Origin of the sequence: Pseudoduganella sp. SL102 (assembly GCF_027856995.1) — a bacterium.
Lineage (GTDB): Bacteria > Pseudomonadota > Gammaproteobacteria > Burkholderiales > Burkholderiaceae_D > Rugamonas > Rugamonas albidiflava.
Map to the genome: position 1 here is coordinate 5,220,360 of NZ_CP115554.1, position 23,423 is coordinate 5,243,782.

Below are 23,423 nucleotides of genomic sequence, written 5' to 3' on the forward strand. Positions count from 1 at the left end.
CATGCCGATGTCCGCCAATCTTCCTCCGGAGCCCGACAGTGCCGCGCGCCTGCTGCGACGCGCGCTGGCGCTGGGCACGCTGTGCGCGGGGCTGGCCGCCACGGCGCTGGTGTGGAACGGCCTGCGCGAAGGGCACGACCGCGAGGTACGCGCCGAGTTCGACTACCGGGTGCGCGAACTGCAAGCACGCATTGCGCGGCGCATGGCCACCTACCAGCAGGTGCTGCGCGGCGCCCAGGCCTATGCGCTGGCCACCCCGCCGCTGCCCGGCGCCGCCGCGTTCCGCACCTATGTCGGCACCTTGCAGCTGCGCCAGGACTATCCCGGCATCCAGGGCATCGGCATCGCCCTGGTCGAGCGCGGCGCTGGCCCGCGGCGCAGCAGCGTGGTGATGATCGAGCCGCTGGACGTGATGAACCGCCGCGCGCTGGGCTATGACATGTTCGCCGAACCGGTACGCCGCGCGGCGATGGAACGCGCCCGCGACACCGGCGATGCGGCGCTGTCGGGCCAGGTGCGCCTGGTGCAGGAAGGCAGTGGCACGGGACAGCCGGGCTTCCTGATGTACCTGCCGCTGTACACGCAAGCCGCGCAGGGCATGGCGATGGATGCGGCGAACAACGTGACGAACAACGTGTCGAACAACGCGGACAACAACGCGCAACAGCGTGGGCGGGCCTTCCAGGGCTGGGTCTACGGTGCCTTCCGCATGCACGATTTCATGACGGGACTGAATGGCGAGCGCGAAGCCGACCTGCACGTGGCCGTGTACGACGCCACGCCCGAACCGCCGAACTGCATGTATGGCTGCGCCTACCCGGACGGCACGGCGCGCCTGGACGAGCTGCGCACCATCGCCGTCGCCGGCCGTCCGTGGATCCTGCGGGTGCGCAGCAATCCCGTGTTCGAGGAGCGCATGGCATCGCAGCAGGCGGCCTGGGCCGGCGTGGCGGGCATCATCGTCAGCATCCTGTCGGCCCTGCTGGTGTGGCTGCTCGCGCAAGGCCGCGATCGTGCCCGCCAGCTGGCCCGCCGCATCACGGAAGACCTGCAGCGCTCGTACGGCAAGCTGCGCCATGAACGCAGCCGGCTGATCAGCATCCTCGATAACGCCAACGATGCGTTCGTGGCCATGGATGCGGCCGGGGCGATCACATACTGGAACGCGCAGGCCGAGCGCATCTTCGGCTGGAATGTCGCCGAGGCGCTGGGCCGCCCGCTGCGCCACCTGTTCCCCGGCGAACAGCCGGAACTGGACCGCCTGCTGGCATTCGACGACAGCGCGTTCGAGAACGGCCGTGGCCAGCGCCTGGAACTGGTCGCGGCCACCCGGGAAGGCTTGCCGGTACCGGTCGAGCTGTCCTGCTCGCGCGTGGACAGCGACGGTGCGCCGGCCCTGCACGGTTTCATCCGCGACCTGTCGGCAAGCAAGGCCGCGGCCACGCGCGAGGCGCAGCGCCAGCAAGACCTGCAACAGGCGCGGCAGGCGCTGAGCCGGGCACAGAAACTGGAAGCGGTCGGCAAGCTGACGGGTGGCGTGGCCCACGACTTCAACAATGTCCTGCAAGTCATCTACGGCAATGTGCAGGCGGTGGCGATGGCGCCGCGCGCCCCGGATACGCCGCGCCGGCTCGCCGGTGCGCTGGCCGCCGTGGAGCGGGGCGCCAACCTGTCGCGCCAGCTGCTGGCGTTCGCCCGGCGCCAGCCGCTGGCCCCGGTGGTCATCAACCTGGCACGCCTGCTGCGCAACATCGACGACCTGCTGCACCGCGCGCTCGGCGAAGGCATCGAACTGGCGACGCGCGTGGAAGCGGGGCTGTGGAACACGCTGGCCGATCTGAACCAGCTGGAAAACGTGGTGCTGAACCTGGCGATCAACGCGCGCGATGCGATGGCGGGCCAGGGCCAACTGACGATCGAGCTGTCGAACGCCGTGCTGGACGAGCACTACGCCGCCGTGGTGCCGGACGCTGTGCCCGGCGACTATGTGCTGCTGGCGGTTTCCGATACCGGCAGCGGCATGCCGCCGGAAGTGCAGGAGCGCGTGTTCGAGCCCTTCTTCACCACCAAGCCGGAAGGCGAAGGGACCGGCCTCGGCCTCTCGATGGCCTATGGTTTCGTGCGCCAGACCGGCGGCCACATCCGCCTCTACAGCGAAGTGGGCGTGGGCACCACGATGCGCCTGTACTTCCCCCGTTCCGGCGCGCCGGAAGCCGCGCCGCCGGACGTGCCGCCGCCGGCCACCGGCGGCACGGAAACCATCCTGCTGGTGGACGACGACGCGGACGTGCGCGAGACCGTGACGGCGATGCTGCGCGGGCTGCGCTACACGGTGCTGGAAGCGGCCGACGCGGACGAGGCGATCCGCGTGCTGCGCACCGGTGCGCCGGTGGACCTGCTGTTCACCGATGTCGTCATGCCCGGCACCCTGCCGGTGTCCGAGCTGGCGCGGGTGGCGCGGCACCTGCGGCCCGGCCTGGCCGTGCTGTTCACCTCCGGCTACACGCAGGATGCGGCCCAGCATGGCGGCCAGCTGGAACCTGGCACGCACCTGCTGTCCAAGCCCTACCGCCGCGACGAACTGGCCACCAAGGTGCGCGCCGTGCTCGATGAGCGGTCCGACCCGCCGCCTCAGGACTCGCCGCTGGCCCCGCAGCGCGTGCTGGTGGTGGAAGACAACGACGACCTGCGCGACCTGACGTGCGAGATGATCATGGCACTGGGCTGGCAGGCCACGGGGGTGGGCAGCGCCGAGGCGGCGCTCGAATCGCTGGAAGCGGGCGGCATCGGCGCCGTCTTCACCGACGTGGAACTGCCCGGCATGAGCGGGCTGGCGCTGGCGCAGCGCCTGGCCGACAATCCGGAACTGCCGGTGGTGATCGTCAGCGGCCGCGCCCTCGGCGACGACGTGCCGCCCGGCGTGCGCTTCCTCTTCAAGCCTTACCGCATCGATGCCGTGGAAGAGATCCTCGCGCAATTGCGCCTGCAGCGGCAGGAGACCGGCGAGCAGGGAATGGATTGAGCGGAAAACAGTTTATTATTCCGCCAGGTCAACACGATAAGGATCGCCCATGTCCCTGCGTTGTCGTAACCTAATAGGTCGTCTCGGCGACCGAGTGCTGTTTTCCGGGGTCGCGCTCGAATTATTCCCGCACGACGTGCTGCGCGTGACCGGCAGCAACGGCAGTGGCAAGACGACCTTGTTGCGGATGCTGGCCGGGCTGCGGCGCCCGGATGCCGGCGACGTGTCATGGCACGGTGCCGATATCGCCGCCAACGCGGCGTGCTACCGCGACGCCCTGCTGTACATCGGCCATGCGCCGGGCATCAAGGATTGCCTGACCGCGTGGGAAAACCTGGCGTACGCGGGCTCGCTCGACGGTCCGGATGCGCGGCGCACCGCGCTCGCGGCGCTGGACCGGGTCGGGCTCGGGCCGCAGGCCGACCTGCGCGTGCAGGCACTGTCGCAAGGGCAGCGCCGCCGCGTTGCATTGGCCCGGCTGCACCTGCCGCTGCCCCGTCCCGTATGGATACTGGATGAACCGTTCGTGGGCCTCGACTGCGCCGCCACGGACACCCTGTGCGCGGCGATGCAGGCGCATCGTGACGGCGGCGGCATCGTTGTCTACACCACGCATCAGGATGCCGGCCCGCCGGACGTGCGCCACCTTGGCATGGAAACCACGGGCCAATGCTGACGGTCTTCCTCCGCGCCGTTCGCCATGGGCTGCTCTGCTCGATGCGCCAGCCGGCCGAGCTGGCCGCGCCGCTGGCGTTCTTCGTGATGGTGGCCAGCCTGTTCCCGCTGGGGATCGGCGCGGACGGAGCCCTGCTGCTGCGCATCGCACCCGGAGCTGTCTGGATCTGTGCCCTGCTGGCGGCCCTGCTCGGGCTGCACCGGCTGTTCGAGCCCGACCGCGCCGATGGAACCCTCGAGCAATTGCTGCTGGCGCCCGGCCCGACCACGTTGCTGGTCGCCGGCCGGATCGCCGCCCACTGGCTGACTTCCGGCGTACCGCTGGCGCTCGCGTCGCCCATCGTCGCGCTGCAATACGGCATGGAGCCCGCCGTGCTGGCCATCCTGGTCGCCGGCCTGCTGCCCGGTACCGCCGTCTTCAGCCTGGTCGGCGCGGTCGGCGCCGCGCTGACCCTCGGCAGCCGCGGCGGTAGCGTGCTCACGGCGCTGATCCTGGTTCCGCTGTATATGCCGGTGCTAATCCTGGGCTCCGGCGCCGTCGCGGCGGCGCTGACAGGCACGGACCCCGCCGCGCACCTGATGCTGCTTGGGGCACTGTCCTGCGCGGCCCTGGCCCTGGCGCCATGGGCCACCACCGCCGCACTGCGCATCGCTGTCGAGTAGTTTTCGGACGAATGGAGGCTGCCGCATGAAACGGCATGAACTGCTTACACATACCTCGGGAGAAGCCATGTTGCGCACACGGAAAGTTCCTTCCACCCTGCCCCATGCCGGGTTGTTCGCCTATGCCGCGCCGCCCAACTTCTATCGGCTGGCGGGCCGGCTGGTGCCGTGGTGCGCGGCGCTGGCCGCCATGGCCGGCCTGGCCGGGCTGGCCGTGGGGTTCCTGGTGGCGCCCAGCGACGCGCAGCAGGGCGAAGCCTACCGGATCATCTACCTGCACGTGCCCGCAGCCTGGCTGTCCATGCTGCTGTACGTGGCGATGGCGCTGTGGGCAGCGGTGGGGCTTGTCTACAACACGCGCATTTCGGCGATCATGGCCAGCGCACTGGCGCCCACCGGCGCGCTGTTTACCTTTCTCGCCCTGTGGACGGGATCGCTGTGGGGCAAGCCCACATGGGGCACCTGGTGGGTATGGGATGCGCGCCTCACGTCGGAACTGATCCTGCTGTTCCTGTACATCGGCTTCATGGCCCTGCATGCCTCGTTCGAAGATGTGCGCCGCGCCGACCGGGCTGCTGCTATCCTCGCCATCGTCGGGCTCATCAACGTGCCCATCATCTACTTCTCGGTTCGCTGGTGGAACACGCTGCACCAGGGAGCTTCGATCACCCTGACGGAAGCGCCGTCGATGGCCACGCTGATGCTCGTCGGCCTGTTGCTGATGACGGTGGCGTTCTGGGCCTACGCGGCGGCGGTCACGCTGCTGCGCGCCAGGGGCATCGTGCTGGAGCGCGAGCGCCATGCGGACTGGGCCCGGTCGCTTGTGGAGGAATCACAATGAGCTGGAACAGCCTGCAGGATTTCCTGGCCATGGGCGGCTACGGTGTGTATGTGTGGGGTTCATGCGGTGTCACGCTGGCCGCGCTGGTCCTTGAAACCTGGCTGGCCAGGCGGCGCCTGCGCCATGCGCGCCGCGTGATCGCCGATGCACGGAGGCCGGCATGAAGGCGCGGCACCAGCGGCTGGCACTGGTGGCCACGTCAGTGCTGCTGCTCGGCCTCGCCGCCTGGCTGGTGCTGTCCGCGTTCAAGGAAAACCTCGTGTTTTTCTATACGCCCACCCAGGTCGCCGAAGGCGAGGCGCCCGCGGCCGGGCTGTTCCGCATCGGCGGCATGGTCGAGAAAGGCAGCGTGCGGCGCCATCCCGATGGCCTGACGGTATCGTTTAGCGTCACCGACATGCACCGCACCATTCCGGTCCACTACCGCGGCGCGCTGCCCGACCTCTTCAAGGAAGGCAAGGGCGTAGTGGCGCAGGGACGGCTCGATGGCGGGCGCTTTGCCGCCGCGGAAGTGCTGGCCAAGCACGATGAAAACTACATGCCGCCGGAAGCGGCCTACGCACTGGCGCAGCAGGAAACACGCGCAAAGGGGGGAACATGCTGCCGGAAATCGGTAACTATGCGCTGATGCTGGCGCTCGCGCTGGCGCTCGTGCAGGGCATCGTGCCGCTGGTGGGCGCGCAGCGCGCCGACGCGCGCTGGATGGCGGTGGCCCGCCCTGCCACCTTCGCCCAGGTCGGGTTCTCGACGCTGGCCTTCGCCTGCCTCGCCAGCGCCTTCGTACAGCACGATTTTAGCGTGCTGTACGTGGCACAGCATTCGAACTCCCTGCTGCCCTGGTACTACCGCGTCACGGCAACCTGGGGCGGCCACGAGGGCTCGCTGCTGCTGTGGACCTGGATGCTGGGCGCCTGGTCGGCGGCGGTGGCGCTGTTCAGCCGCCGCCTGCCCGGCGACGTGGTGGCGCGCGTGCTGGCGGTACTCGGCCTGGTCAGCACGGGCTTCCTGCTGTTCATGCTGCTGACATCGAACCCGTTCGCGCGGCTGATCCCGGCCGCCCTCGATGGCCAGGATCTCAATCCGCTGCTGCAGGACTTCGGCATGATCATCCACCCGCCGCTGCTCTACATGGGCTATGTCGGCTTTTCCGTCGCCTTCGCGTTTGCCATCGCGGCGCTGCTGGCGGGCCGCCTCGACGCCGCATGGGCGCGCTGGTCGCGGCCATGGACGCTGCTGGCATGGAGCTTCCTGACACTGGGCATCTTCATGGGCAGCTTCTGGGCCTACTACGAACTGGGCTGGGGCGGCTGGTGGTTCTGGGACGCCGTGGAAAACGCATCGTTCATGCCGTGGCTGGTCGGCACCGCGCTGGTCCACTCGCTGATCGTCAGCGAAAAACGCGGCAGCTTCCGCAGCTGGACCGTGCTGCTGGCGATCCTGGCGTTCTCGCTGTCGCTGCTGGGTACGTTCCTGGTGCGTTCGGGCGTGCTGACCTCGGTCCACGCGTTTGCCACCGATCCGGAACGGGGAGCGTTCATCCTGGTCTTCCTGACCCTCGTCATCGGCCTGTCGCTGCTGCTGTATGCATGGCGGGTGGGCACGATCGGCGGCGGCGGCGGACGGTTCACGCTGTTCTCGCGCGAGTCGCTGCTGCTTGCCAATAACGTGGTGCTGCTGGCGGCCACCGCCGCCGTGCTGCTGGGCACCCTGTATCCATTGTTCGTCGATGCGCTCGAACTGGGCAAGATCTCCGTCGGGCCACCCTATTTCGAGACCGTTTTCGTGCCGCTGATGGTGCCGGCCCTGCTGCTCGTCGCGGTGGGGCCGTTCGTGGCGTGGAAGTCCGGCTCGGCACGCAGCGTGGCGCGCCAGCTGGCAGCCGTGGCGGCCGCCTCGGTGGTATTGGCCGGCGCCGCGGCGGTCGCCGTCGGCGCCACGCCGATGGTGGCGGTGGGATTGCTCGCGGCTCTCTGGATCGTGGCCGGCACGGCATGGCAATTGGTCTACCGGATACGGCGCGCCCCGCCAGGCATGCCGTTCCGGACGCGCCTGGCGCGAGAGCCGGCCAGCTGGTGGGGCATGCTCGTGGCCCACGCGGGCCTCGGCATCTTCGTGGCCGGCGTCACCGTGGCCAACGGGTTCGACGCCGCCCGCGATGCCAGCATGCGTGCCGGCGACACTGTCACGCTGGGCCAATACGCATTCAGGCTCACCGCGCTGGACAAGGTGGCCGGCCCCAACTACCACGCAGTGCGCGGCACGTTCGCGGTGACGCAAAACGGCAAGCCCGTCGCCGTGCTGACGCCCGAGAAAAGACTGTATACGGTGCAGAACATGCCGATGACGGAAGCGGCGATCGCGCGCGGTCCGCTGCGCGACCTGTACGTGTCGCTGGGCGAGGAAACGGCTTCCGGACGCTGGCTGGTGCGCGTGCAGCACAAGCCTTTCATGGCCTGGATCTGGGCCGGCGCGCTGCTGGTCGCGGCGGGCGGCCTTGCCGCTGCGGCCGACAGGCGCTACCGCGCGGCAATGGCGGTGCGCGCGGCGCCGGCCGCCATTGGCGAGCCGGTCCGGAAGGCGGCGCGGGCATGAACCGGCGCCGGCTCCTGATGCTGCTGCCGCTGGCGCTGTTCCTTGCCGTGGCCGCGTTCCTGGCCGTGGGACTGCAGCGCGATCCGCGCGAGCTGCCGTCGCCGCTAATCGGCAAGCAGGCGCCGCCATTCCAGGCGCCGCGGCTCGGTGCGCCGGGTGGCACGTTCGCGCCACGCGACATGGAAGGCAAGGTATGGCTGCTGAACGTGTGGGCTTCATGGTGCACGTCATGCCGCATCGAACACCCGATGCTGATGCGCTTCGCGCGGCAGGGCATCGCCCCCGTGGTGGGCCTGAACTACAAGGACAAGGCGGATGCCGGCCTGCAGTGGCTGCGGCTGCACGGCGATCCGTATGCGCTGTCCGTGTTCGACCCGGAAGGCCGGATCGGCATCGACTACGGTGTGTACGGCGTGCCGGAGACCTTCGTCATCGATGGGCGCGGCGCGATCCGGTTCCGGCATGCCGGACCGCTCACGCAGGATGTGCTCGATCGCCGCATTGCCCCGCTGATCAAGGAGCTCAATGGTGCCTAGAAGCCTGCCGCCGACCCCACACGCGGCCCCGTACGCCATCCGATATGTATTCCGCCTCGCCTTCCTGTTCGCGCTCCTGCGCTGCATGGCCTGTGCCAGCGCGGCGGCGGCGCCCGACAACGATACGCTGGAACGGCGCACGCAGTCCGTGGCGCAGGAATTGCGCTGCCTGGTGTGCCAGAACCAGACGATTGCCGATTCGCAGGCGGACCTGGCGGTCGACTTGCGCCGCCAGGTCCGCGAACAGCTGCGCGATGGCCGCAGCGAGGAAGAAGTGGTGCGCTACATGACGGACCGCTATGGCGACTTCGTGGTGTACCGGCCGCCGGTAAAGGCCAGCACGGCGCTGCTGTGGTTCGGCCCCGTGCTGCTGCTGCTGGCGGGCGCCATCGTGCTGGTGTTGCGCATCCGCCGGATGCCGCGCGACGCGGTGCTGTCCGCGGCCGAACGCGAGCGCGCGGAGCGGCTGCTGGACGGACAACTGAACAGAGAGGGAGACAGCCGATGATCCCGTTCCTCGTCATCGCCGTTGCCATGACGGCGATCGCCATGGGCTGCGTGCTGTACCCGCTGCTTCGCCCCGCTGCGGCCCGCACCGGTGGCACGCTCGACAACCTGGGGGTGCCGCGCGAACAGGTTCGCGAACTCGATGCCGCGCGCCGCGATGGCGTGCTGTCAGCCGCCGCGCATGCCGAGGCGGTCGATGAATTGCGCCGGCGCGTCAACCAGGAATCGGCCACGCCGGCCCGGCAGGGTACGCAAGGCGAATCGCGCGTGCTGGCAGGTGCGCTGGCGCTGCTGGTGCCCCTCGTGGCCGCGGGCCTGTACTACCACACCGGCAGCCCGGCGGCGCTGGCGGTGGCGAATCCGGCCGCCGAAAAACCCGCGCCACAGCACGAGATCACCACCGCCGATGTCAGTACCCTCGTGCAGGGCCTGGCCGAGCGCATGCGGCGCGACCCCACAGATGCCGATGGCTGGTACATGCTGGCCCGTTCGTACACGGCGATCGGCCGCTACGCCGATGCCGTCACGGCCTACCGGCGCCTGCTGGTACTGGTGCCGGACGACGCCGCCGTGCTGGCCGACTATGCCGACGTGCTGGCCACTGTCCAGGGCGGCACGCTGTCGGGGAAGCCGGAATCGCTGGTCGAACAGGCGTTGCAGCTTGAGCCGAACAACGTGAAGGCGCTCGCGCTGGCCGGCAACGCGGCCTTCCAGCGCGGCGATTTCAACGGCGCCGGCGAACGCTGGGAACGGATCCTGCCGCTGGTACCGCCCGGCTCGGCCCTCCACCAGGGCACGCTGGCCAGCCTGGCCCAGGTACGGCAGCGCACCGCGGCCGCGGCGCCAACGCAGACGCCGGCCGAAAAGCGTCCAGGACAAACTGCCGCAGCGGCCGGTGGCCTGACCGGCACGGTGTCGCTGGCACCGGAGCTTGCCGGCGGCGCGGCGCCAGGCGATGCCGTGTTCATCTTTGCGCGCGCCGCGCAGGGCACGCGCACGCCGCTGGCGGTGCAGCGCACGACAGTGGCGCAGTTGCCGTTCCGCTTCAGGCTCGATGATTCACAGGCGATGGCGCCTGGCCTGGAGCTGTCCGGCGCAGACCGCGTGATCGTGACGGCACGTATTTCGCGTTCCGGCAGCGCCATGCCGGCCAAGGGCGACCTGGAAGGACGCAGCGCCGCGGTGCCTGCCGATGCACGCGATATCGCCGTGCGGATCGGCGAACGCCTGGAGTGACCGTCGTGAAGGATGCAACGGTGCGCAGCCATGTCCGCAAGTTGCGCATAATGAGCCATAGCTGGCTGGACCACGCTCGATCACCGAGCCGAATACGGAGCTGAACATGGAACCCGATGTGCCTGATGTGTCTGTTGAACGACGCCGCCCTCCCACCCGGGCGGAAGAACTGAAAGCCTTCTTCTTCATCACCTGCATCCTCGCGCCCGCGCTTACCGTGGGATTCATCCTTGCCTACGGCTTCTTTGTCTGGATGTTCCAGGAAGTCACCGGCCGCCTGCCCGGCGCCTGATTTTCCCGCCGATTGGGAGTCCCGATGTCCGAAGAAATTCATATCGCCGGCGTGATCGTCGCCGTATCGCGCCAGCACACGGAAGACGTGCGCGCCAATCTTGCCGTGCTGCCGGGCGCCATCGTCCATGCGGTTGCCGACGACGGCCGCATGGTCGTCACGCTGGAAACCGGATCGGCGCCGGCCACGCTCGACTGCATGGATGCCATCCGGGCACTGCCGGGGGTGTTCAATGTCGCACTTGTTTACCAGCATGCCGAACCGGCAGCAGCCATGGAGGAGATGATTTCATGACCCACACGAGGCGAGACTTCATTACGCAGACAGCGGCGATCACGGCCGCCGCCACCGCCGGCATCCCGTTCGAGTCGTATGCCTCGAACGTGGTGACCGACGCATCGAAGACCCAGCTCACATGGAACAAGGCACCGTGCCGGTTCTGCGGCGTGGGCTGCGGCGTCAATGTCGGCGTCAAGGATGGCCGCGTGGTGGCCACGCACGGCGACATCAACGCCGAAGTGAACCGCGGGGTCAACTGCGTCAAGGGTTACTTCCTGTCGAAGATCATGTATGGCGCCGACCGCCTGACGCAGCCGCTGCTGCGCATGGCGAACGGCAAGTACGACAAGAACGGCGAGTTCACGCCGGTCTCGTGGAACACCGCGTTCGACGTGATGGCACAGCAGTTCAAGAAAGTCATCCGCGAGAAGGGACCGACGGCCGTCGGCATGTTCGGCTCCGGCCAATGGACGGTGTGGGAAGGCTATGCCGCGGTCAAGCTGATGAAGGCCGGCTTCCGCTCGAACAATCTCGACCCGAACGCGCGCCACTGCATGGCCTCGGCCGTCGCGGGCTTCATGCGGAGCTTCGGCATGGACGAGCCGATGGGCTGCTACGACGACATCGAGAACGCCGACGCGTTCGTGCTGTGGGGATCGAACATGGCGGAGATGCACCCGATCCTGTGGACGCGCGTGACCGACCGCCGCCTGTCCGCGCCGAACACGAAAGTGGCGGTGCTGTCGGTGTACGAGCACCGCAGTTTCGAACTGTCGGACCTGTCGGTGATCTTCCGGCCGCAGACCGACCTGGCGATCCTGAACTACATTGCGCACCACATCATCAAGACAAATCGCGTCAACCGCGACTTCGTCAACAAGCACACCCGTTTCGTGCTGGGCAATGCCAATATCGGCTATGGCCTGCGCAAGGAACATGCGCTGCAGCAGGCGGCGGCGAATGCCGCGAATGCCGGCGGCAGCAAGCCGATGACGTTCGAGGAATATGCGAAGTTCGTCAGTGCCTACGACCTCGACACGGTGGCGAAACTGTCCACGGTGCCGCGCGAGCGCCTCGAGCGCCTGGCCGAAATGTACGCCGATCCCAAGGTGAAGGTGATGTCGTTTTTCACGATGGGCTTCAACCAGCACACGCGTGGCACGTGGTGCAGCAACCTGCTCTACAACATTCACCTGCTGACCGGGAAGATCTCCACCCCCGGGTCCGGGCCATTCTCGCTGACGGGCCAGCCATCGGCCTGCGGCACTGCCCGCGAAGTGGGCACGTTCTCGCATCGCCTGCCGGCCGACATGATGGTCACCAATCCCAAGCATCGCGAGACGGCCGAGAAGATCTGGCGCCTGCCGCCCGGCACCGTGCCGGACAAGCCCGGCTACCACGCGGTCGAGCAGCCGCGTGCGCTGAAGGACGGCAAGCTCAACGCCTACTGGCAGATGTGCAACAACAATATGCAGGCCGGCCCCAACATCATGGGCGAGATCCTGCCGGGCTACCGTAATCCGGATACCTTCATCGTCGTGTCCGACGTCTACCCGAACGCCAGCACCACCGCGGCCGACCTGATCCTGCCGGCCGCGATGTGGGTCGAGAAGGAAGGCGCCTTCGGCAACGCCGAGCGGCGCACCCAGTTCTGGCACCAGCTGGTGACGGCGCCGGGCGAAGCGCGCTCCGACCTGTGGCAGTTGATGGAGTTTTCCAAGCGCTTCAAGATCGAGGAAGTGTGGCCGGCTCCCCTGCTGGCAGCGGCCCCCCAATACCGCGGCAAGACGCTGTACGACGTGCTGTTCCGCAATGGCCAGGTGAACCAGTACCCGGCAACGCAGATCGAGCGCGGCTACCTGAACGACGAAGCGAAGGCATTCGGCTTTTATGTGCAGAAGGGCCTGTTCGAGGAATACGCGATGTTCGGCCGCGGCCATGGGCACGACCTGGCCCCGTTCGACACCTACCACAAGGTGCGGGGCCTGCGCTGGCCGGTCGTGAATGGCAGGGAAACCCGCTGGCGCTACCGCGAGGGCTACGATCCTTACGTGAAGAAAGGCGAAGGCGTGCGCTTCTACGGCATGCCGGACGGGAAAGCCGTGATCTTCGCGCTGCCGTATGAAAAGGCCGCCGAGGAACCCGACAAGCAATACCCGTTCTGGCTGTCGACCGGCCGGGTGCTGGAGCACTGGCACACGGGCACGATGACCAGGCGCGTGCCGGAACTGTACCGCGCCGTGCCCAACGCGGTGTGCTTCATGCATCCGGACGATGCACGGTCGCTGGGGGTAAGGCGCGGCGACATCATCGAGGTGAAATCGCGCCGTGGCCTGATTCATTCCCGGGTCGAGACGCGCGGCCGCAACCGGCCGCCGAAAGGCCTGGTCTTCATCCCCTTCTTCGACGCGAGCCAGCTGGTCAACAAGGTGACGCTCGACGCCACGGATCCCATTTCGTTCCAGACCGACTACAAGAAATGTGCGGTCTCGATCCGGAAAGTGTGAGGAGCGCGCCATGAACAGGATAATCTTCTTCGCCGCCGCGCTGGTCCTGCTGGCGCAGTCGCCGCACGGCATGGCGCAACGTGCGCTCGACAGCATGCGCGGCCCCACGCCGCTGGCGGAAACCGTCAAGCCGGCGCCGATGGTCAACCCCGACAACAGCGACGTGCGGCGGGTGCGCAACTACGCGATGCAGCCGCCCGTGATTCCCCACAAGATCGAGTCCTACCAGGTCGACAAGAACGCCAACCGCTGCATGATGTGCCACGCCCGTACCCGCACCCAGGAAAGCCAGGCGCCGATGATCAGCGTGACCCACTTCCAGAACCGGGACGGCAACTTCCTGGCCGAACTGTCGCCGCGCCGCTATTTCTGCTTGCAGTGCCATGTGCCGCAGGCCGAGTTGCCGCCCCTCGTCCCGAACACCTTCAAGGATGCGGATACCATGCTGAACCAGGCCACCCCGGCGGCCCGGGCAGCCGGGAAGAAATAGGAGGCCGCCATGATCAAGCGAATCCTGCTGCGCTACTGGCGCTTCCTGACACAGCCCAGTGTGCACCTGAGCCTGGGCTTCCTGATCATCGGCTCCTTCATCGCCGGCATCCTGTTCTGGGGTGGCTTCAACACGGCGATGGAGGCAACGAACACGGAGAAATTCTGTACCGGCTGCCACGAGATGAAGGACAACGTGTACGTCGAACTGGGGCGCACCATCCACTTCACCAACCGCAGCGGCGTGCGGGCGAAATGCTCGGACTGCCACGTGCCGCACAACTGGACGGACAAGATGGCGCGCAAGATGAAGGCTTCAAAGGAAGTATGGGGCAAGATCTTCGGCACCATCGACACGCGAGAGAAGTTCGAGGCGATGCGGCTGACGCTGGCGCAGCATGAATGGGACCGGCTCAAGGCCAACAATTCCCTGGAATGCCGCAACTGCCACCAGTTCGAATCGATGGACTTCACGCGCCAGAGCAAGCGGGCAGCCGATGCGCACTCGACGCAGCTTGCCAGCGGCGAGAAGACCTGCATCGACTGCCACAAGGGTATCGCGCATACCCTGCCGGACATGGCCGGGCATTGACACAGGGGCTCGCGCAACACGATCCCCCGAACGGCTCAGCCCAGTCGCAACAGCGTTGACGGTGCCGCGGCGCCGATCTGGAATGCCGAGACGGCGCTGGCCAGGCTGGCCGCCTGGTCGCGCATCGTTTCCGATGCCGCTGCCGATTCCTCCACCAGCGCGGCATTCTGCTGGGTGACCGCATCCATTTGCCCGATGGCCTGGTTGATCTGTTCGATGCCGGCGGTCTGCTCGGTCACCGCGCTGCTGATCTCGCCCATGATGCCCGTGACCCGTTCGACGCTGGCGACGATGTCCGTCATCGTCGCGCCGGCCTGCGCCACGAGCGCGGCGCCCGCCGAGACGTTTTCGGCCGAGCTGCCGATCAGCTCCTTGATTTCCTTTGCCGCCGCCGCCGAGCGGTGCGCCAGGTTGCGCACCTCCGTGGCCACGACGGCGAAGCCGCGTCCCTGCTCTCCTGCCCGCGCGGCTTCCACGGCCGCGTTCAGCGCCAGGATATTGGTCTGGAACGCGATACTGTCGATGACGTTCGTGATGTCGCCAATGCGGTTGGCCGACGTCCGGATCGCGTCCATCGTCACCACGACTTCGCCGATCACATGGCCGCCCTTGCGCGCCACCGTGGAGGCCGTGCGTGCCAGGTCGTTGGCCTGGCGCGCATGATCGGCGCTCTGCTTGACGGTGGCGGTCAGCTCTTCCATCGAGGATGCGGTTTCTTCCAGCGAGCTGGCCTGCTGCTCGGTCCGGGACGACAGGTCCAGGCTGCCGGCGGCTACTTCGTCGGCCGCCGTGGCGATGGCCTCGGTACCGGAGCGCACCACGCCCACCGTGCGGGCCAGGCTTTCGTTCATGGCCTTCAGGGCCGCCAGCAGCTGCCCCATCTCGTCGCTGGACTGTATATCGATCTTGCTTGTCAGGTCGCCTGCGGCGACCGTGTTGGCCACCTCCAGTGCCCGCCGTACCGGCTTGACGATTGACGAGGTGATGAGCCAGGCCGTGCAGCCGGCGAACAGTACCGCGATGGCGCCAATCGACCAGGACAGCAGGCGCGCCTGGGCATAGGTCTCGGCCGCCGCCGTGGCGGATTGCTGCGTCAGCGTTTTCTGGAATTCGATCAGCGTGGTAGCGGACGATTTCAAGCGGCCCAGTACGGGGCGCAGTTCGTCGTTAAGCACCGTGCGCGCGGCTTCCTCGTCGCCGGCCTTCACCAGCCCGATCAGCTTGTCCTGCCCCGTGATGTACAGCGCCATTTCGCGCTGGATCTGCCCCAGCAGCTCGCGTCCCCTTGGCCGGTTCAGCTCACGGTCGAAATAGTGGAGGATGCGGGCGAGTTCAGCCCGCGACGACATGACGGCGGCAGCCTGGGCGTCGCGGTCCGATGTCTCATGGGCCAGGATGATGTTGCGCAGCGCGATGGCAATGTCATTTACACCCGTCAGCAATGTCTGCGTGGCCTCGATCCGGGGCATGCGCTCCACGATGATCTCGTCGGTGCTGGCCTTCACGCGGCCGAGCATCGTCGTGCTGATCACGACTACGACGACGAGTAACAGGCTGGCGATGCCGAATCCGGCCGCGAGACGTTTTCCGATGGACAGGTTGGACAACAGGCTGGACAATCTCATGATTCGTGTACTTTCGATATTCTTGCGACGAAGGACTCCATAGGCGCGTCTATTGCGTGCCGCCCGCCCGGCGATGGAGCCGTGAAAAAGCGTGATGCTGTAAGGCTTGGCACAGCGGTGCCGGAACGACTTGAAGTCTATCAAATGACGGGCCGGGGGTTTATTGATGCAGATCAAATTTCTTGAAGGCAATTAACATTCTCCGGAAATTTGCAACGAGGACGGCGTTTAACCGCGGCGGGCCCGCCGCAGCAGCGCAGCCAATGTGACGCAATGCGCTGCAGCGCCCGGTTGCCCGCCGGGTCGCCGGCTAGTGCCCTGAATCAGAAGTTCGTTGGTCAACAAATTTGACGAAATCTTCTCGAGGCAAGGCGGAACTGCCCGGTAGGGCCGGGGCCTTTCCCGGCATTTCCAACGCACCATCGGGGCAATTCACGTCGGATTTATTCAACGAATCTCTGATTCGGGACACTAGGGTACGACAATGCCTGGCTCAAATAGATATCCCGACAAATATCCCGTCACGCCGGATGGCCGCTATTTCGTCGTCAATGGCCGCCTCTGGCGCACCAGCAATCCACACCTCGCGCCGGATGTGCGGCAGGAACTGGTCGCGCAGTTGATGAACGCGCGCCGCCAGGTCGGCGCCGCGAAAAAGGCGGGCGATGCAGGGGCCGAACGCAACGCACGCGCCGCGGTCGATGACGCCAAGCGCGCCCTTGGCGAGCGGGGTCCTGTCTGGTGGACCGATGGTGCGCCGGATTTCAATCGCAGGATGGTGGCGAATACGGTGTATGCCGCCTGGTATGCGGCGCTGTCGCGCTGAAGCCAAGGTCACACGCCTGGAAATTGCCAGCCGAAGATTGGCACCGCAATGTTCTTCGGTATAAAATATACACCGTATAAATAACAGGGAGAACCGCATGACCACGGGCCACGTCTTCATTGCCACCAGCCTGGATGGCTACATTGCCCGCGCCGATGGCGACATCGGCTGGCTGCTCGCCCGGGACGATCAGGCGGAAGACCACGGCTACGACGCCTTCATCGCCGGCAAGGATGCCATCGTGATGGGCCGCGGCAGCTATGAAAAGGCGGTCACGTTCGATCCGTGGCCGTATGGCCTGCCGGTGCTGGTGCTGTCGAAGCAGCTGGCGGGCACGCCGGTACCGGCCGCGCTGCGGGGCAAGGTGCGCTTCTCCAGCCTCGACCCGGCGCAGGCGCTGGCGCAACTGGAAAAGGATGGCGTGCGCCGCGTGTATGTCGACGGCGGACAGCTGGTGCAATCGTTCCTGCGCGAGGGGCTCATCGAGGACATGGTGATCACCACGGTGCCTGTGCTGATCGGCGCCGGCCGGCCGCTGTTCGGCGCGCTGCCGCGCGACCGGGACCTGCAACTGGTGGCCAGCCGCAGCTTCCCGTCGGGCCTGGTGCAGTCGACCTACCGGCTGCTGCCATGACGCGGCCCCGTGGCCGTCCCGCCCAGGGCAGCGGCGTGGCGCGCGACGCCATCCTCGCCGCCGCGCTGGCCCTGCTGGAAGAAGGCAATGGCAGCGGCCTGACGATGAGGGGCCTGGCGGCGCGGCTGGGCGTCACGCCGATGAGCCTGTACCACCACGTGGCGGACCGGACCGCCCTGCTGGTGGCCTTGTCGGACTTGGTGTACGGCGAAGTAATGCCGGGCCCGGAGCCGGACGCCACCGGTATGGCGGCGGGTCCTCATGAAAAATGCCGCGCCGAACTCCGCGCGCTGCTGGTGCGCTACCACGACGCCGTGGCCCGGCATCCCCAGCTGACGCTGGCGATCTTCGCCGAGCCGGCCGCCTTTGCCGGGGTCACGCGGCGCATCACCGAACGGCTGGACACCCTGCTGGCAACGCTCACGCCCGCCCACCTGCTGTGGCGCGACGTGCTGGTCGACCATGCGCATGGCAGCGGGCTGGCGCTGGCGGCCGCACGCGGCGATGCGCAGGCCGCCGCGGCGATGCGGGAACAATATGGCCGGGCGCTCGACTGCCTGCTGGCGGGAGCAGCCGGCCCGGCCGCGGAGTAGCCCGCGGCCCTGCTTACTGGAACGCCACCTCGGCAAAGCTGCGCAGCTTGCGGCTGTGCAGCCGGTCCACGCCCAGGGCGCGCAGCAGTTCCAGCGCCCGGATGCCGATGCGCAGGTGCTGGTCCACGCGGTCCCGGTAGAACTGGTTGGCCATGCCCGGCAGCTTGATCTCGCCGTGCAGCGGCTTGTCGGACACGCACAGCAGCGTGCCGTACGGCACCCGGAAGCGGAAGCCGTTGGCGGCGATGGTGGCGCTTTCCATGTCCAGCGCCACCGCGCGGCTTTGCGAGAAGCGCCGCTCCGGCGTGCGCTGCGGGAGCAGTTCCCAGTTGCGGTTGTCGGTGCTGGCCACGGTGCCGGTGCGCAGCACGCGCTTCAGGTCGTGGCCCGTCAATTGCGTGACCTCGGCCACCGCCCCTTCGATCGCCACCTGCACTTCGGCCAGCGCTGGGATCGGCACCCACAGCGGCAGGTCTTCGTCCAGCACGTGGTCTTCGCGCACGTAGCCGTGGGCCAGCACGTAGTCGCCCAGCTGCTGCGTGTTGCGCAGGCCGGCGCAGTGGCCCAGCATCAGCCAGGCATGCGGGCGCAGCACGGCCACGTGGTCGGTGATCGTCTTGGCGTTGGCGGGGCCGACGCCGATGTTGACCATGCTGATGCCGCTGCCATCCTCGCGCACCAGGTGGTAGCCCGGCATCTGCGGCAGGCGCAGCGGCGGCGCGCCCAGCGTGTCCCCCGGCCGGGCATCCTGGCCCGCTCGGCGCGTGACGAGGTTGCCCGGTTCGACGAAGGCCACGTACTTGTCTTCCTCGCTGGCCGGTTCGCGGCTCATGATGGCATGGCCGAGGCGCACGAATTCGTCGATGTAGAACTGGTAGTTCGTGAACAGCACGAACTTCTGGAAGTGTTCCGGCGACGTTCCCGTGTAATGGCGCAGCCGCTGCAGCGAATAGTCGACGCGCGGCCCGGTAAACAGCGACAGCGGCAGCGCCTCGCCCGGTGCCGGATCGCAGGTGCCGTTGGCGATGCCGTCATCCATCGCGGCCAGGTTCGGCAGGTCGAACACGTCGCGCATCATCGCGCGGCGCTCCGGGCTCATGCTGCCTTCGATGTGGTCGTGCTCGGCGAACGAGAAATGGATCGGGATCGGCTGCGCCGACAGGCCCACCTCCAGCTGCACGTGCTGCTGGCCGTGGTTCTTCAACAGGAGCCGGAATTGTTCATGGTAATAGCGCGCGAACAGGTCGGGACGCGTCAGCGTGGTTTCATAGGTGCCGGGACCTTCGACGAAACCATACGAAAGCCGGGTGTCGGCGCGCGCGAACGTTTCCGTCTGCACGCGCACGAACGGGTAGCACGCGCGCACGTGGCTCGGCGTTTCGCCTTCCACGAAGCGCTGCAGGCTCTCGCGCAGGTGGCGGATGCTGCCATCGTAGATTTCCTGCACGCGCGCCAGCGCGGCGGCGGGATCGTCGAATCGTTCCGGGGGGATGAAGGGGCGGGTGGACACGGTGCACTCCTGTTCTTCTGTTGTTGTTCTTGATGTGATCCTAGCATGAGCGGCGGCGGCATGGCAGGCCGTACCGGGTGTGGCGGCGGCGGGGCGAGGCGGCGGCTGCGACGATCATTGCAGCGGACGAGATCATTGCAGCGGTACCTCGTCATGCAGCGCCCGGATCGCCCGGGCGAACAGCGCGCCGCTGTCCAGCACCGTGAACAGGGGGCCGGCGCGGACGCCGTCGTGCACGGTGTCGGCCACGGCGCCCGCGTCGAGCCCGGCGCGGGCCAGCGTCTCGGCCGCGTCGCCGGCGAACACGGCATGCGTGGCCGCCGCCATCACCCGCGCCGCGCCGTGCTCCCGGCTGGCTTCGACGGCCCGCGCCATCGTGCTGCCGGTGCCGATGATGTCGTCGAACACGATGGCCAGCTTGCCGGCCACGTCGCCGGCCATCAGGTCGCCCGTCAGTTCGCGGCCGCGGCGGTGCTTCTCGACGAAGGCCAGCGAGACCGGCCGGCCCAGCTCGCGCGCCAGCGCGACCCGCAAGCCTTCGGCCCGGCGGATGCCGCCGCCGTCCGGCGCCACCACGCACACCTCGTCGCTTCCCGCCACGCCGGCGAAATGCGCGGCGAACAGCGCGGCGCCGTCCAGGTGCTCGGTGCGGCAGCGGAAGGCGTTCTGGAAGGCCGACAGGTTGTGCACGTCCAGCGCCAGCACCGTATCGGCGCCGGCCGCCTCCAGCAGCGTGGCCACGTAGCGCAGTGTCAGCGGATCGCCGGCCTGGTGCCGCGTGTCCTGCCGCGCGAATGCCACGTAGGGCAGCACGGCCGTGACGCGCGCGGCGCCGGCATCGCGCAGCGCGCCGATGAAGAACAGCAGCCGGCACAGGCGGTCGCCGCTGCCCTGCCCCGGCCCGCCGGCCAGCGAATGGATCACGCAGGCATGGCCGCCGCGCACGGTGGCCGGGGCGCGCACCACGTACTCGCCGTCATCGAAATCCTTTTCCTCGTGGGCCGCCAGCGGCATGCCCAGGTGCATGGCCACGCGCTGGCCAAGCGGCGCGCTGCCAGCCAGCGCGAACAGGTGCAGGGTTGCGTTCATCGTCTCGTGCAAAGTATTCAAGGGGTTAAAGGATCGACGGGTCAAGGGATCGAGGGGTCAACGGGCCAAGGCCAGGGTCAGGGTCTGGCGAATCTCCTTTATTGTAGGCGCAAGCCGCGCGTCTCCAGCGTACGCGGGCGTACAAAACTGCGCCGGCCGAGCTGGTACGATGCAAACTTCAGCGGTGCACCAGCCCCGCGTGGTGGCAGACAGCGGGCGACATGACAGCCGAACCAAGCGATACCGACATCTTCATCCTCGGCCACGCGCCGCGGGCACGCGAATGGCTGCGAGCGCTGCCGTTCCGCGTGCGTGCGGTCACCGATACCTGGCTGGCGGCCGCCCAGCCGTGGCACGGCGTGCGCCTGGTGCTGTGCGCGCCCACCGTCGACGCCGGCCTGCTGGCCCGGCTGCGCGTGCTGCCGGCACTGCAGGATTGCGCCATGGTGGCGCTGTCGCCGGCGTGCGATGACGGCCGTGTCGAGTTCGACGACGTGGTCGACCTGGCCGCCAGCACGGCCGAAGCGTTCGCCGCGCGCATCCTGGCCACGCTGAACGGCGCCCGCGTGCGGGCCCGGCGCAATGCCCGGTACCGCCTGCTGCAACAGGTCGACGACGCCTTCCGCCACCTGGACGACCCGGGCGACATCGCGCTGGCCGCCGCCAGCCTGCTGGGCCGGCACCTGCGCGTCAACCGCTGTGCCTTCGCCGACGTGGAAGCGGACGAGGACACCTTCAACCTTACCGGCGACTACAATGCCGGCGTGGCCAGCATCGTCGGCCGCTACCGCTTCGCCGAGTTCGGCGCCGCCTGCCTGGCCGCCATGCGCGAAGGCGTGCCCTACGTGGTCGAGGATGCCGAGACCGACCCGCGCACGGCCGCCACGCTGGAACGCTACCGGCAGAGCGGCATCTACTCGGTGATCTGCGTGCCGGTGCGCAAGGAAGGCCGCTTCGTGGCCGCGATGGCGGTGCACACGGTGACGCCGCGCCGCTGGCGCACGGACGAAGTCTCGCTGCTGGTGGCGGTCGCCGAGCGCTGCCGCGAATCGATCGAACGGGGCCGCATCGCGCGCACGCTGCAGTCGAAGGAGGCGCGCTACCGCACCCTGGTCGAGACGATGTCCGCCGTGATCTGGCACATGGAAGGCGACTGCATGCGCGCCGGCGAGAATCCCAGCTGGTCCGCGTTTACCGGCCAGTTGCCGGAGGAATACGCCGGGGCCGGCTGGATGGACGCGCTGCACCCGCACGACCGGCCCGCCGCCGCGGCCGCATGGCACTCGGCCTTCACGCATGGCCATCCGTACGTGGCAAGCTACCGGTTGCGCCGGCACGATGGCGAATACCGCTACATGCTGTCGCGCGGCGCTGCCGTGCGCGCCGGCGAAACGGCTGTCGAGTGGGTCGGCAACTGCCTCGACGTGACCGATATCCGCCATGCCCAGGAAGCGCTGCGGGTAGCCAACACGCGGCTGCAGTTCACGCTCGATTCCGCGCAGATCGCCGACTGGGTCTACGATCCGGTGCGGCGCAGCGTCGGCGGCTCGGGGCGGCTGGCGCGGCTGCTCGGATGCGATGCCAGCGCCACCGAGTGGGAACTGGGCACGGTGACGGCCCGGGTGCACCCGGACGACCTGCCCCGGCTGGAGGCCAGTTTCCGCGCGGCCGTTGCGGCGGACCGGCCATGGCGCGACGAGTGCCGGCTGGTCGGCGCGGACGGCAGGGAACGGTGGGTGGCGGCCCACGGCAGCCGCTACAGCGACGATCCAGCCACCGGCTGGCGCCTGCTGGGCATCGTCTACGACATCACCGCCCATAAACGTTCCGAGCAGGCGCTGCGCGAGGCCGATGCGCGCAAGGATGAATTCCTCGCCATGCTGGCGCACGAATTGCGCAATCCGCTCGCGCCGATCGGCGCCGCCGCCCAGGTGCTGGCGGTGGCCGGCGCGGATACCGCCAAGGTCTCGATGGCCAGCGCCGTCATCGGCCGCCAGGTGCGCCACATGGCCGGCCTGGTCGACGACCTGCTCGACGTTTCGCGCGTCAAGCGCGGTTTCGTGCGGCTGGAAAAGCGCCGCTGCGACATGGCCGCCGTGATCGCCGCCGCGCTCGAGCAGGTGCGCCCGCTGGCCGAGCGGCGCGGCCACCGCGTCAACGTCGGACTGCCCGATCGCCAGGCCAGCGTGGATGGCGACGAGAAGCGCCTCGTACAAGTCGTCGCCAACCTGCTCAACAACGCCGTCAAGTACACGCCGGACGGCGGCGTGATCGACATCGCGCTGGCCCTCGCCGCCAGCACCGCCGTGGTCACCGTGCGCGACAACGGCGTGGGCATGAGCGCCGATTTCCTCGAACGGGCCTTCGACGTGTTCGCCCAGGCCGACCAGAGCGTCGCCCGCTCGCAGGGCGGCCTGGGGCTGGGCCTGGCGCTGGCCCGCAGCCTGGTCAACGCCCACGGCGGCGCCATCGAAGCCGCCAGCGCCGGCCCCGGCAAGGGCGCCCTGTTCACCGTCACCCTCCCGCTCACCACCGTCTAGCCCACCCCAAGTGCAAATTCCGGGGTCAGGGAGGAGTACTGGCTCGCAGGCCAGTACCGCTACGTCGGCAAGGAGCGATGCTCCTTGAAACCCCGACTACGCCCCGCCGGGGTGAAGCAGGGGTTTCGCGAAGCATGCTTCGCGCCTGCGCAACGGCCCTGGCATGCATGCCAGGGCTCCTTCCTGACCCCAGCCTTTCGCTGTTGGGGTGAATGCATTCGCTTTCAATGTGTTGGGCCGCTTGCCTTAACGGCCTGGGGCCAGACCCTGGTTTTGACTTTGAATCCACCACCGCCTCCCGCTCATCCCCATGAGCGAAATTGTGAATTTCATAATGTCGTTTCGTCGTTCTCTTAGTTGAAAACGTTTGCAAAC

22 protein-coding genes are annotated in these 23,423 nt (G+C 68.0%); 19 read left to right on the forward strand and 3 right to left on the reverse strand.

Features of this window, described 5'->3' with window-relative positions:
• Position 1: 1 nt before the first annotated feature.
• The 15 genes from OU994_RS22055 (at position 2) to OU994_RS22125 (ending at position 14,231) form a co-directional block, all read left to right on the forward strand.
• Positions 2–3,022 carry a CHASE domain-containing protein gene (locus OU994_RS22055; protein ID WP_281607673.1) on the forward strand — a complete coding sequence of 1,007 codons (3,021 nt, stop codon included), beginning with the start codon at positions 2–4 and terminating at the stop codon, positions 3,020–3,022.
• 94 nt (positions 3,023–3,116) lie between these two features.
• The gene (ccmA, locus tag OU994_RS22060; protein ID WP_373922477.1) at positions 3,117–3,698 is read left to right on the forward strand and encodes a cytochrome c biogenesis heme-transporting ATPase CcmA; all 582 of its coding nucleotides are present in this window, start codon (positions 3,117–3,119) and stop codon (positions 3,696–3,698) included.
• Positions 3,692–4,360: a heme exporter protein CcmB gene (gene ccmB / locus OU994_RS22065; RefSeq protein WP_281607675.1), complete on the forward strand. Its 669-nt coding sequence runs from the start codon at positions 3,692–3,694 to the stop codon at positions 4,358–4,360. Before ccmA ends, ccmB begins: the two co-directional genes overlap by 7 nt.
• A 67-nt stretch (positions 4,361–4,427) precedes the next feature.
• Positions 4,428–5,201: a heme ABC transporter permease gene (locus OU994_RS22070; protein WP_281607676.1), complete on the forward strand. Its 774-nt coding sequence runs from the start codon at positions 4,428–4,430 to the stop codon at positions 5,199–5,201.
• Positions 5,198–5,365, forward strand: a complete 168-nt coding sequence (ccmD, locus tag OU994_RS22075; RefSeq protein ID WP_281607677.1) for a heme exporter protein CcmD — start codon at positions 5,198–5,200, stop codon at positions 5,363–5,365. The genes OU994_RS22070 and ccmD overlap by 4 nt, the downstream gene beginning before the upstream one ends.
• The gene (gene ccmE, locus OU994_RS22080; RefSeq protein WP_281607678.1) at positions 5,362–5,829 is read left to right on the forward strand and encodes a cytochrome c maturation protein CcmE; all 468 of its coding nucleotides are present in this window, start codon (positions 5,362–5,364) and stop codon (positions 5,827–5,829) included. The genes ccmD and ccmE overlap by 4 nt, the downstream gene beginning before the upstream one ends.
• Positions 5,799–7,793, forward strand: a complete 1,995-nt coding sequence (locus tag OU994_RS22085) for a heme lyase CcmF/NrfE family subunit (RefSeq protein ID WP_281607679.1) — start codon at positions 5,799–5,801, stop codon at positions 7,791–7,793. The genes ccmE and OU994_RS22085 overlap by 31 nt, the downstream gene beginning before the upstream one ends.
• On the forward strand, positions 7,790–8,329 hold the full coding sequence (locus OU994_RS22090) for a DsbE family thiol:disulfide interchange protein (protein ID WP_281607680.1): 540 nt from the start codon (positions 7,790–7,792) through the stop codon (positions 8,327–8,329). Before OU994_RS22085 ends, OU994_RS22090 begins: the two co-directional genes overlap by 4 nt.
• Complete coding sequence (locus OU994_RS22095; protein WP_281607681.1) at positions 8,319–8,837, forward strand: cytochrome c-type biogenesis protein; 519 nt, start codon at positions 8,319–8,321, stop codon at positions 8,835–8,837. The genes OU994_RS22090 and OU994_RS22095 overlap by 11 nt, the downstream gene beginning before the upstream one ends.
• Positions 8,834–10,072 (forward strand): c-type cytochrome biogenesis protein CcmI, encoded by a 1,239-nt coding sequence (gene ccmI, locus OU994_RS22100; protein ID WP_281607682.1) that lies wholly within the window; start codon positions 8,834–8,836, stop codon positions 10,070–10,072. The genes OU994_RS22095 and ccmI overlap by 4 nt, the downstream gene beginning before the upstream one ends.
• Before the next feature lie 106 nt (positions 10,073–10,178).
• Positions 10,179–10,364 (forward strand): periplasmic nitrate reductase, NapE protein, encoded by a 186-nt coding sequence (locus OU994_RS22105; RefSeq protein WP_281607683.1) that lies wholly within the window; start codon positions 10,179–10,181, stop codon positions 10,362–10,364.
• A gap of 24 nt (positions 10,365–10,388) precedes the next feature.
• Entirely contained in the window at positions 10,389–10,658 is a 270-nt protein-coding gene (locus OU994_RS22110) for a chaperone NapD (RefSeq protein ID WP_281607684.1), read from the forward strand.
• Positions 10,655–13,150 (forward strand): nitrate reductase catalytic subunit NapA, encoded by a 2,496-nt coding sequence (gene napA / locus OU994_RS22115; protein ID WP_281607685.1) that lies wholly within the window; start codon positions 10,655–10,657, stop codon positions 13,148–13,150. Before OU994_RS22110 ends, napA begins: the two co-directional genes overlap by 4 nt.
• Positions 13,151–13,220: 70 nt before the next feature.
• Entirely contained in the window at positions 13,221–13,640 is a 420-nt protein-coding gene (locus OU994_RS22120; RefSeq protein WP_281611688.1) for a nitrate reductase cytochrome c-type subunit, read from the forward strand.
• Between the two features lie 9 nt (positions 13,641–13,649).
• Complete coding sequence (locus tag OU994_RS22125; RefSeq protein ID WP_281607686.1) at positions 13,650–14,231, forward strand: NapC/NirT family cytochrome c; 582 nt, start codon at positions 13,650–13,652, stop codon at positions 14,229–14,231.
• A gap of 35 nt (positions 14,232–14,266) precedes the next feature.
• Here the strand turns inward: OU994_RS22125 and OU994_RS22130 are convergent, their stop codons facing one another.
• Positions 14,267–15,856 (reverse strand): methyl-accepting chemotaxis protein, encoded by a 1,590-nt coding sequence (locus tag OU994_RS22130; protein ID WP_281607687.1) that lies wholly within the window; start codon positions 15,854–15,856, stop codon positions 14,267–14,269.
• A gap of 484 nt (positions 15,857–16,340) precedes the next feature.
• Here OU994_RS22130 and OU994_RS22135 point away from each other — a divergent pair, with 484 nt between their 5' ends.
• From OU994_RS22135 to OU994_RS22145, 3 genes are all read left to right on the forward strand, one after another.
• Complete coding sequence (locus OU994_RS22135; RefSeq protein WP_281607688.1) at positions 16,341–16,682, forward strand: hypothetical protein; 342 nt, start codon at positions 16,341–16,343, stop codon at positions 16,680–16,682.
• A gap of 97 nt (positions 16,683–16,779) precedes the next feature.
• Entirely contained in the window at positions 16,780–17,316 is a 537-nt protein-coding gene (locus tag OU994_RS22140; RefSeq protein WP_281607689.1) for a dihydrofolate reductase family protein, read from the forward strand.
• Positions 17,313–17,909 (forward strand): TetR/AcrR family transcriptional regulator, encoded by a 597-nt coding sequence (locus OU994_RS22145; protein ID WP_281607690.1) that lies wholly within the window; start codon positions 17,313–17,315, stop codon positions 17,907–17,909. Before OU994_RS22140 ends, OU994_RS22145 begins: the two co-directional genes overlap by 4 nt.
• A gap of 13 nt (positions 17,910–17,922) precedes the next feature.
• Here OU994_RS22145 and OU994_RS22150 read toward each other — a convergent pair whose 3' ends face one another.
• Together OU994_RS22150 and OU994_RS22155 are read right to left on the reverse strand one after the other, a co-directional pair.
• On the reverse strand, positions 17,923–19,458 hold the full coding sequence (locus OU994_RS22150) for an AMP nucleosidase (protein ID WP_373922628.1): 1,536 nt from the start codon (positions 19,456–19,458) through the stop codon (positions 17,923–17,925).
• A gap of 93 nt (positions 19,459–19,551) precedes the next feature.
• Positions 19,552–20,508 (reverse strand): ribose-phosphate pyrophosphokinase, encoded by a 957-nt coding sequence (locus OU994_RS22155; protein WP_281607691.1) that lies wholly within the window; start codon positions 20,506–20,508, stop codon positions 19,552–19,554.
• Between the two features lie 221 nt (positions 20,509–20,729).
• Between OU994_RS22155 and OU994_RS22160 the strand changes: the two genes are divergently transcribed.
• On the forward strand, positions 20,730–23,048 hold the full coding sequence (locus OU994_RS22160; protein WP_281607692.1) for a PAS domain-containing protein: 2,319 nt from the start codon (positions 20,730–20,732) through the stop codon (positions 23,046–23,048).
• The last annotated feature ends 375 nt before the right edge of the window (positions 23,049–23,423 follow it).

Bases quoted from the DNA above. Each gene is read 5' to 3' on its own strand.
- OU994_RS22055 (WP_281607673.1), top strand. From the start codon at position 2: ATGCCGATGTCCGCCAATCTTCCTCCGGAGCCCGACAGTGCCGCGCGC.
- ccmB (WP_281607675.1), top strand. From the start codon at position 3,692: ATGCTGACGGTCTTCCTCCGCGCCGTTCGCCATGGGCTGCTCTGCTCG.
- OU994_RS22160 (WP_281607692.1), top strand. From the start codon at position 20,730: ATGACAGCCGAACCAAGCGATACCGACATCTTCATCCTCGGCCACGCG.
- OU994_RS22070 (WP_281607676.1), top strand. From the start codon at position 4,428: ATGTTGCGCACACGGAAAGTTCCTTCCACCCTGCCCCATGCCGGGTTG.
- OU994_RS22090 (WP_281607680.1), top strand. From the start codon at position 7,790: ATGAACCGGCGCCGGCTCCTGATGCTGCTGCCGCTGGCGCTGTTCCTT.
- OU994_RS22140 (WP_281607689.1), top strand. From the start codon at position 16,780: ATGACCACGGGCCACGTCTTCATTGCCACCAGCCTGGATGGCTACATT.
- OU994_RS22145 (WP_281607690.1), top strand. From the start codon at position 17,313: ATGACGCGGCCCCGTGGCCGTCCCGCCCAGGGCAGCGGCGTGGCGCGC.
- OU994_RS22105 (WP_281607683.1), top strand. From the start codon at position 10,179: ATGGAACCCGATGTGCCTGATGTGTCTGTTGAACGACGCCGCCCTCCC.
- OU994_RS22125 (WP_281607686.1), top strand. From the start codon at position 13,650: ATGATCAAGCGAATCCTGCTGCGCTACTGGCGCTTCCTGACACAGCCC.
- ccmE (WP_281607678.1), top strand. From the start codon at position 5,362: ATGAAGGCGCGGCACCAGCGGCTGGCACTGGTGGCCACGTCAGTGCTG.
- OU994_RS22085 (WP_281607679.1), top strand. From the start codon at position 5,799: ATGCTGCCGGAAATCGGTAACTATGCGCTGATGCTGGCGCTCGCGCTG.
- napA (WP_281607685.1), top strand. From the start codon at position 10,655: ATGACCCACACGAGGCGAGACTTCATTACGCAGACAGCGGCGATCACG.
- OU994_RS22135 (WP_281607688.1), top strand. From the start codon at position 16,341: ATGCCTGGCTCAAATAGATATCCCGACAAATATCCCGTCACGCCGGAT.
- OU994_RS22130 (WP_281607687.1), bottom strand. From the start codon at position 15,856: ATGAGATTGTCCAGCCTGTTGTCCAACCTGTCCATCGGAAAACGTCTC.
- ccmI (WP_281607682.1), top strand. From the start codon at position 8,834: ATGATCCCGTTCCTCGTCATCGCCGTTGCCATGACGGCGATCGCCATG.
- OU994_RS22120 (WP_281611688.1), top strand. From the start codon at position 13,221: ATGGCGCAACGTGCGCTCGACAGCATGCGCGGCCCCACGCCGCTGGCG.
- OU994_RS22110 (WP_281607684.1), top strand. From the start codon at position 10,389: ATGTCCGAAGAAATTCATATCGCCGGCGTGATCGTCGCCGTATCGCGC.
- OU994_RS22155 (WP_281607691.1), bottom strand. From the start codon at position 20,508: ATGAACGCAACCCTGCACCTGTTCGCGCTGGCTGGCAGCGCGCCGCTT.
- OU994_RS22095 (WP_281607681.1), top strand. From the start codon at position 8,319: ATGGTGCCTAGAAGCCTGCCGCCGACCCCACACGCGGCCCCGTACGCC.
- ccmD (WP_281607677.1), top strand. From the start codon at position 5,198: ATGAGCTGGAACAGCCTGCAGGATTTCCTGGCCATGGGCGGCTACGGT.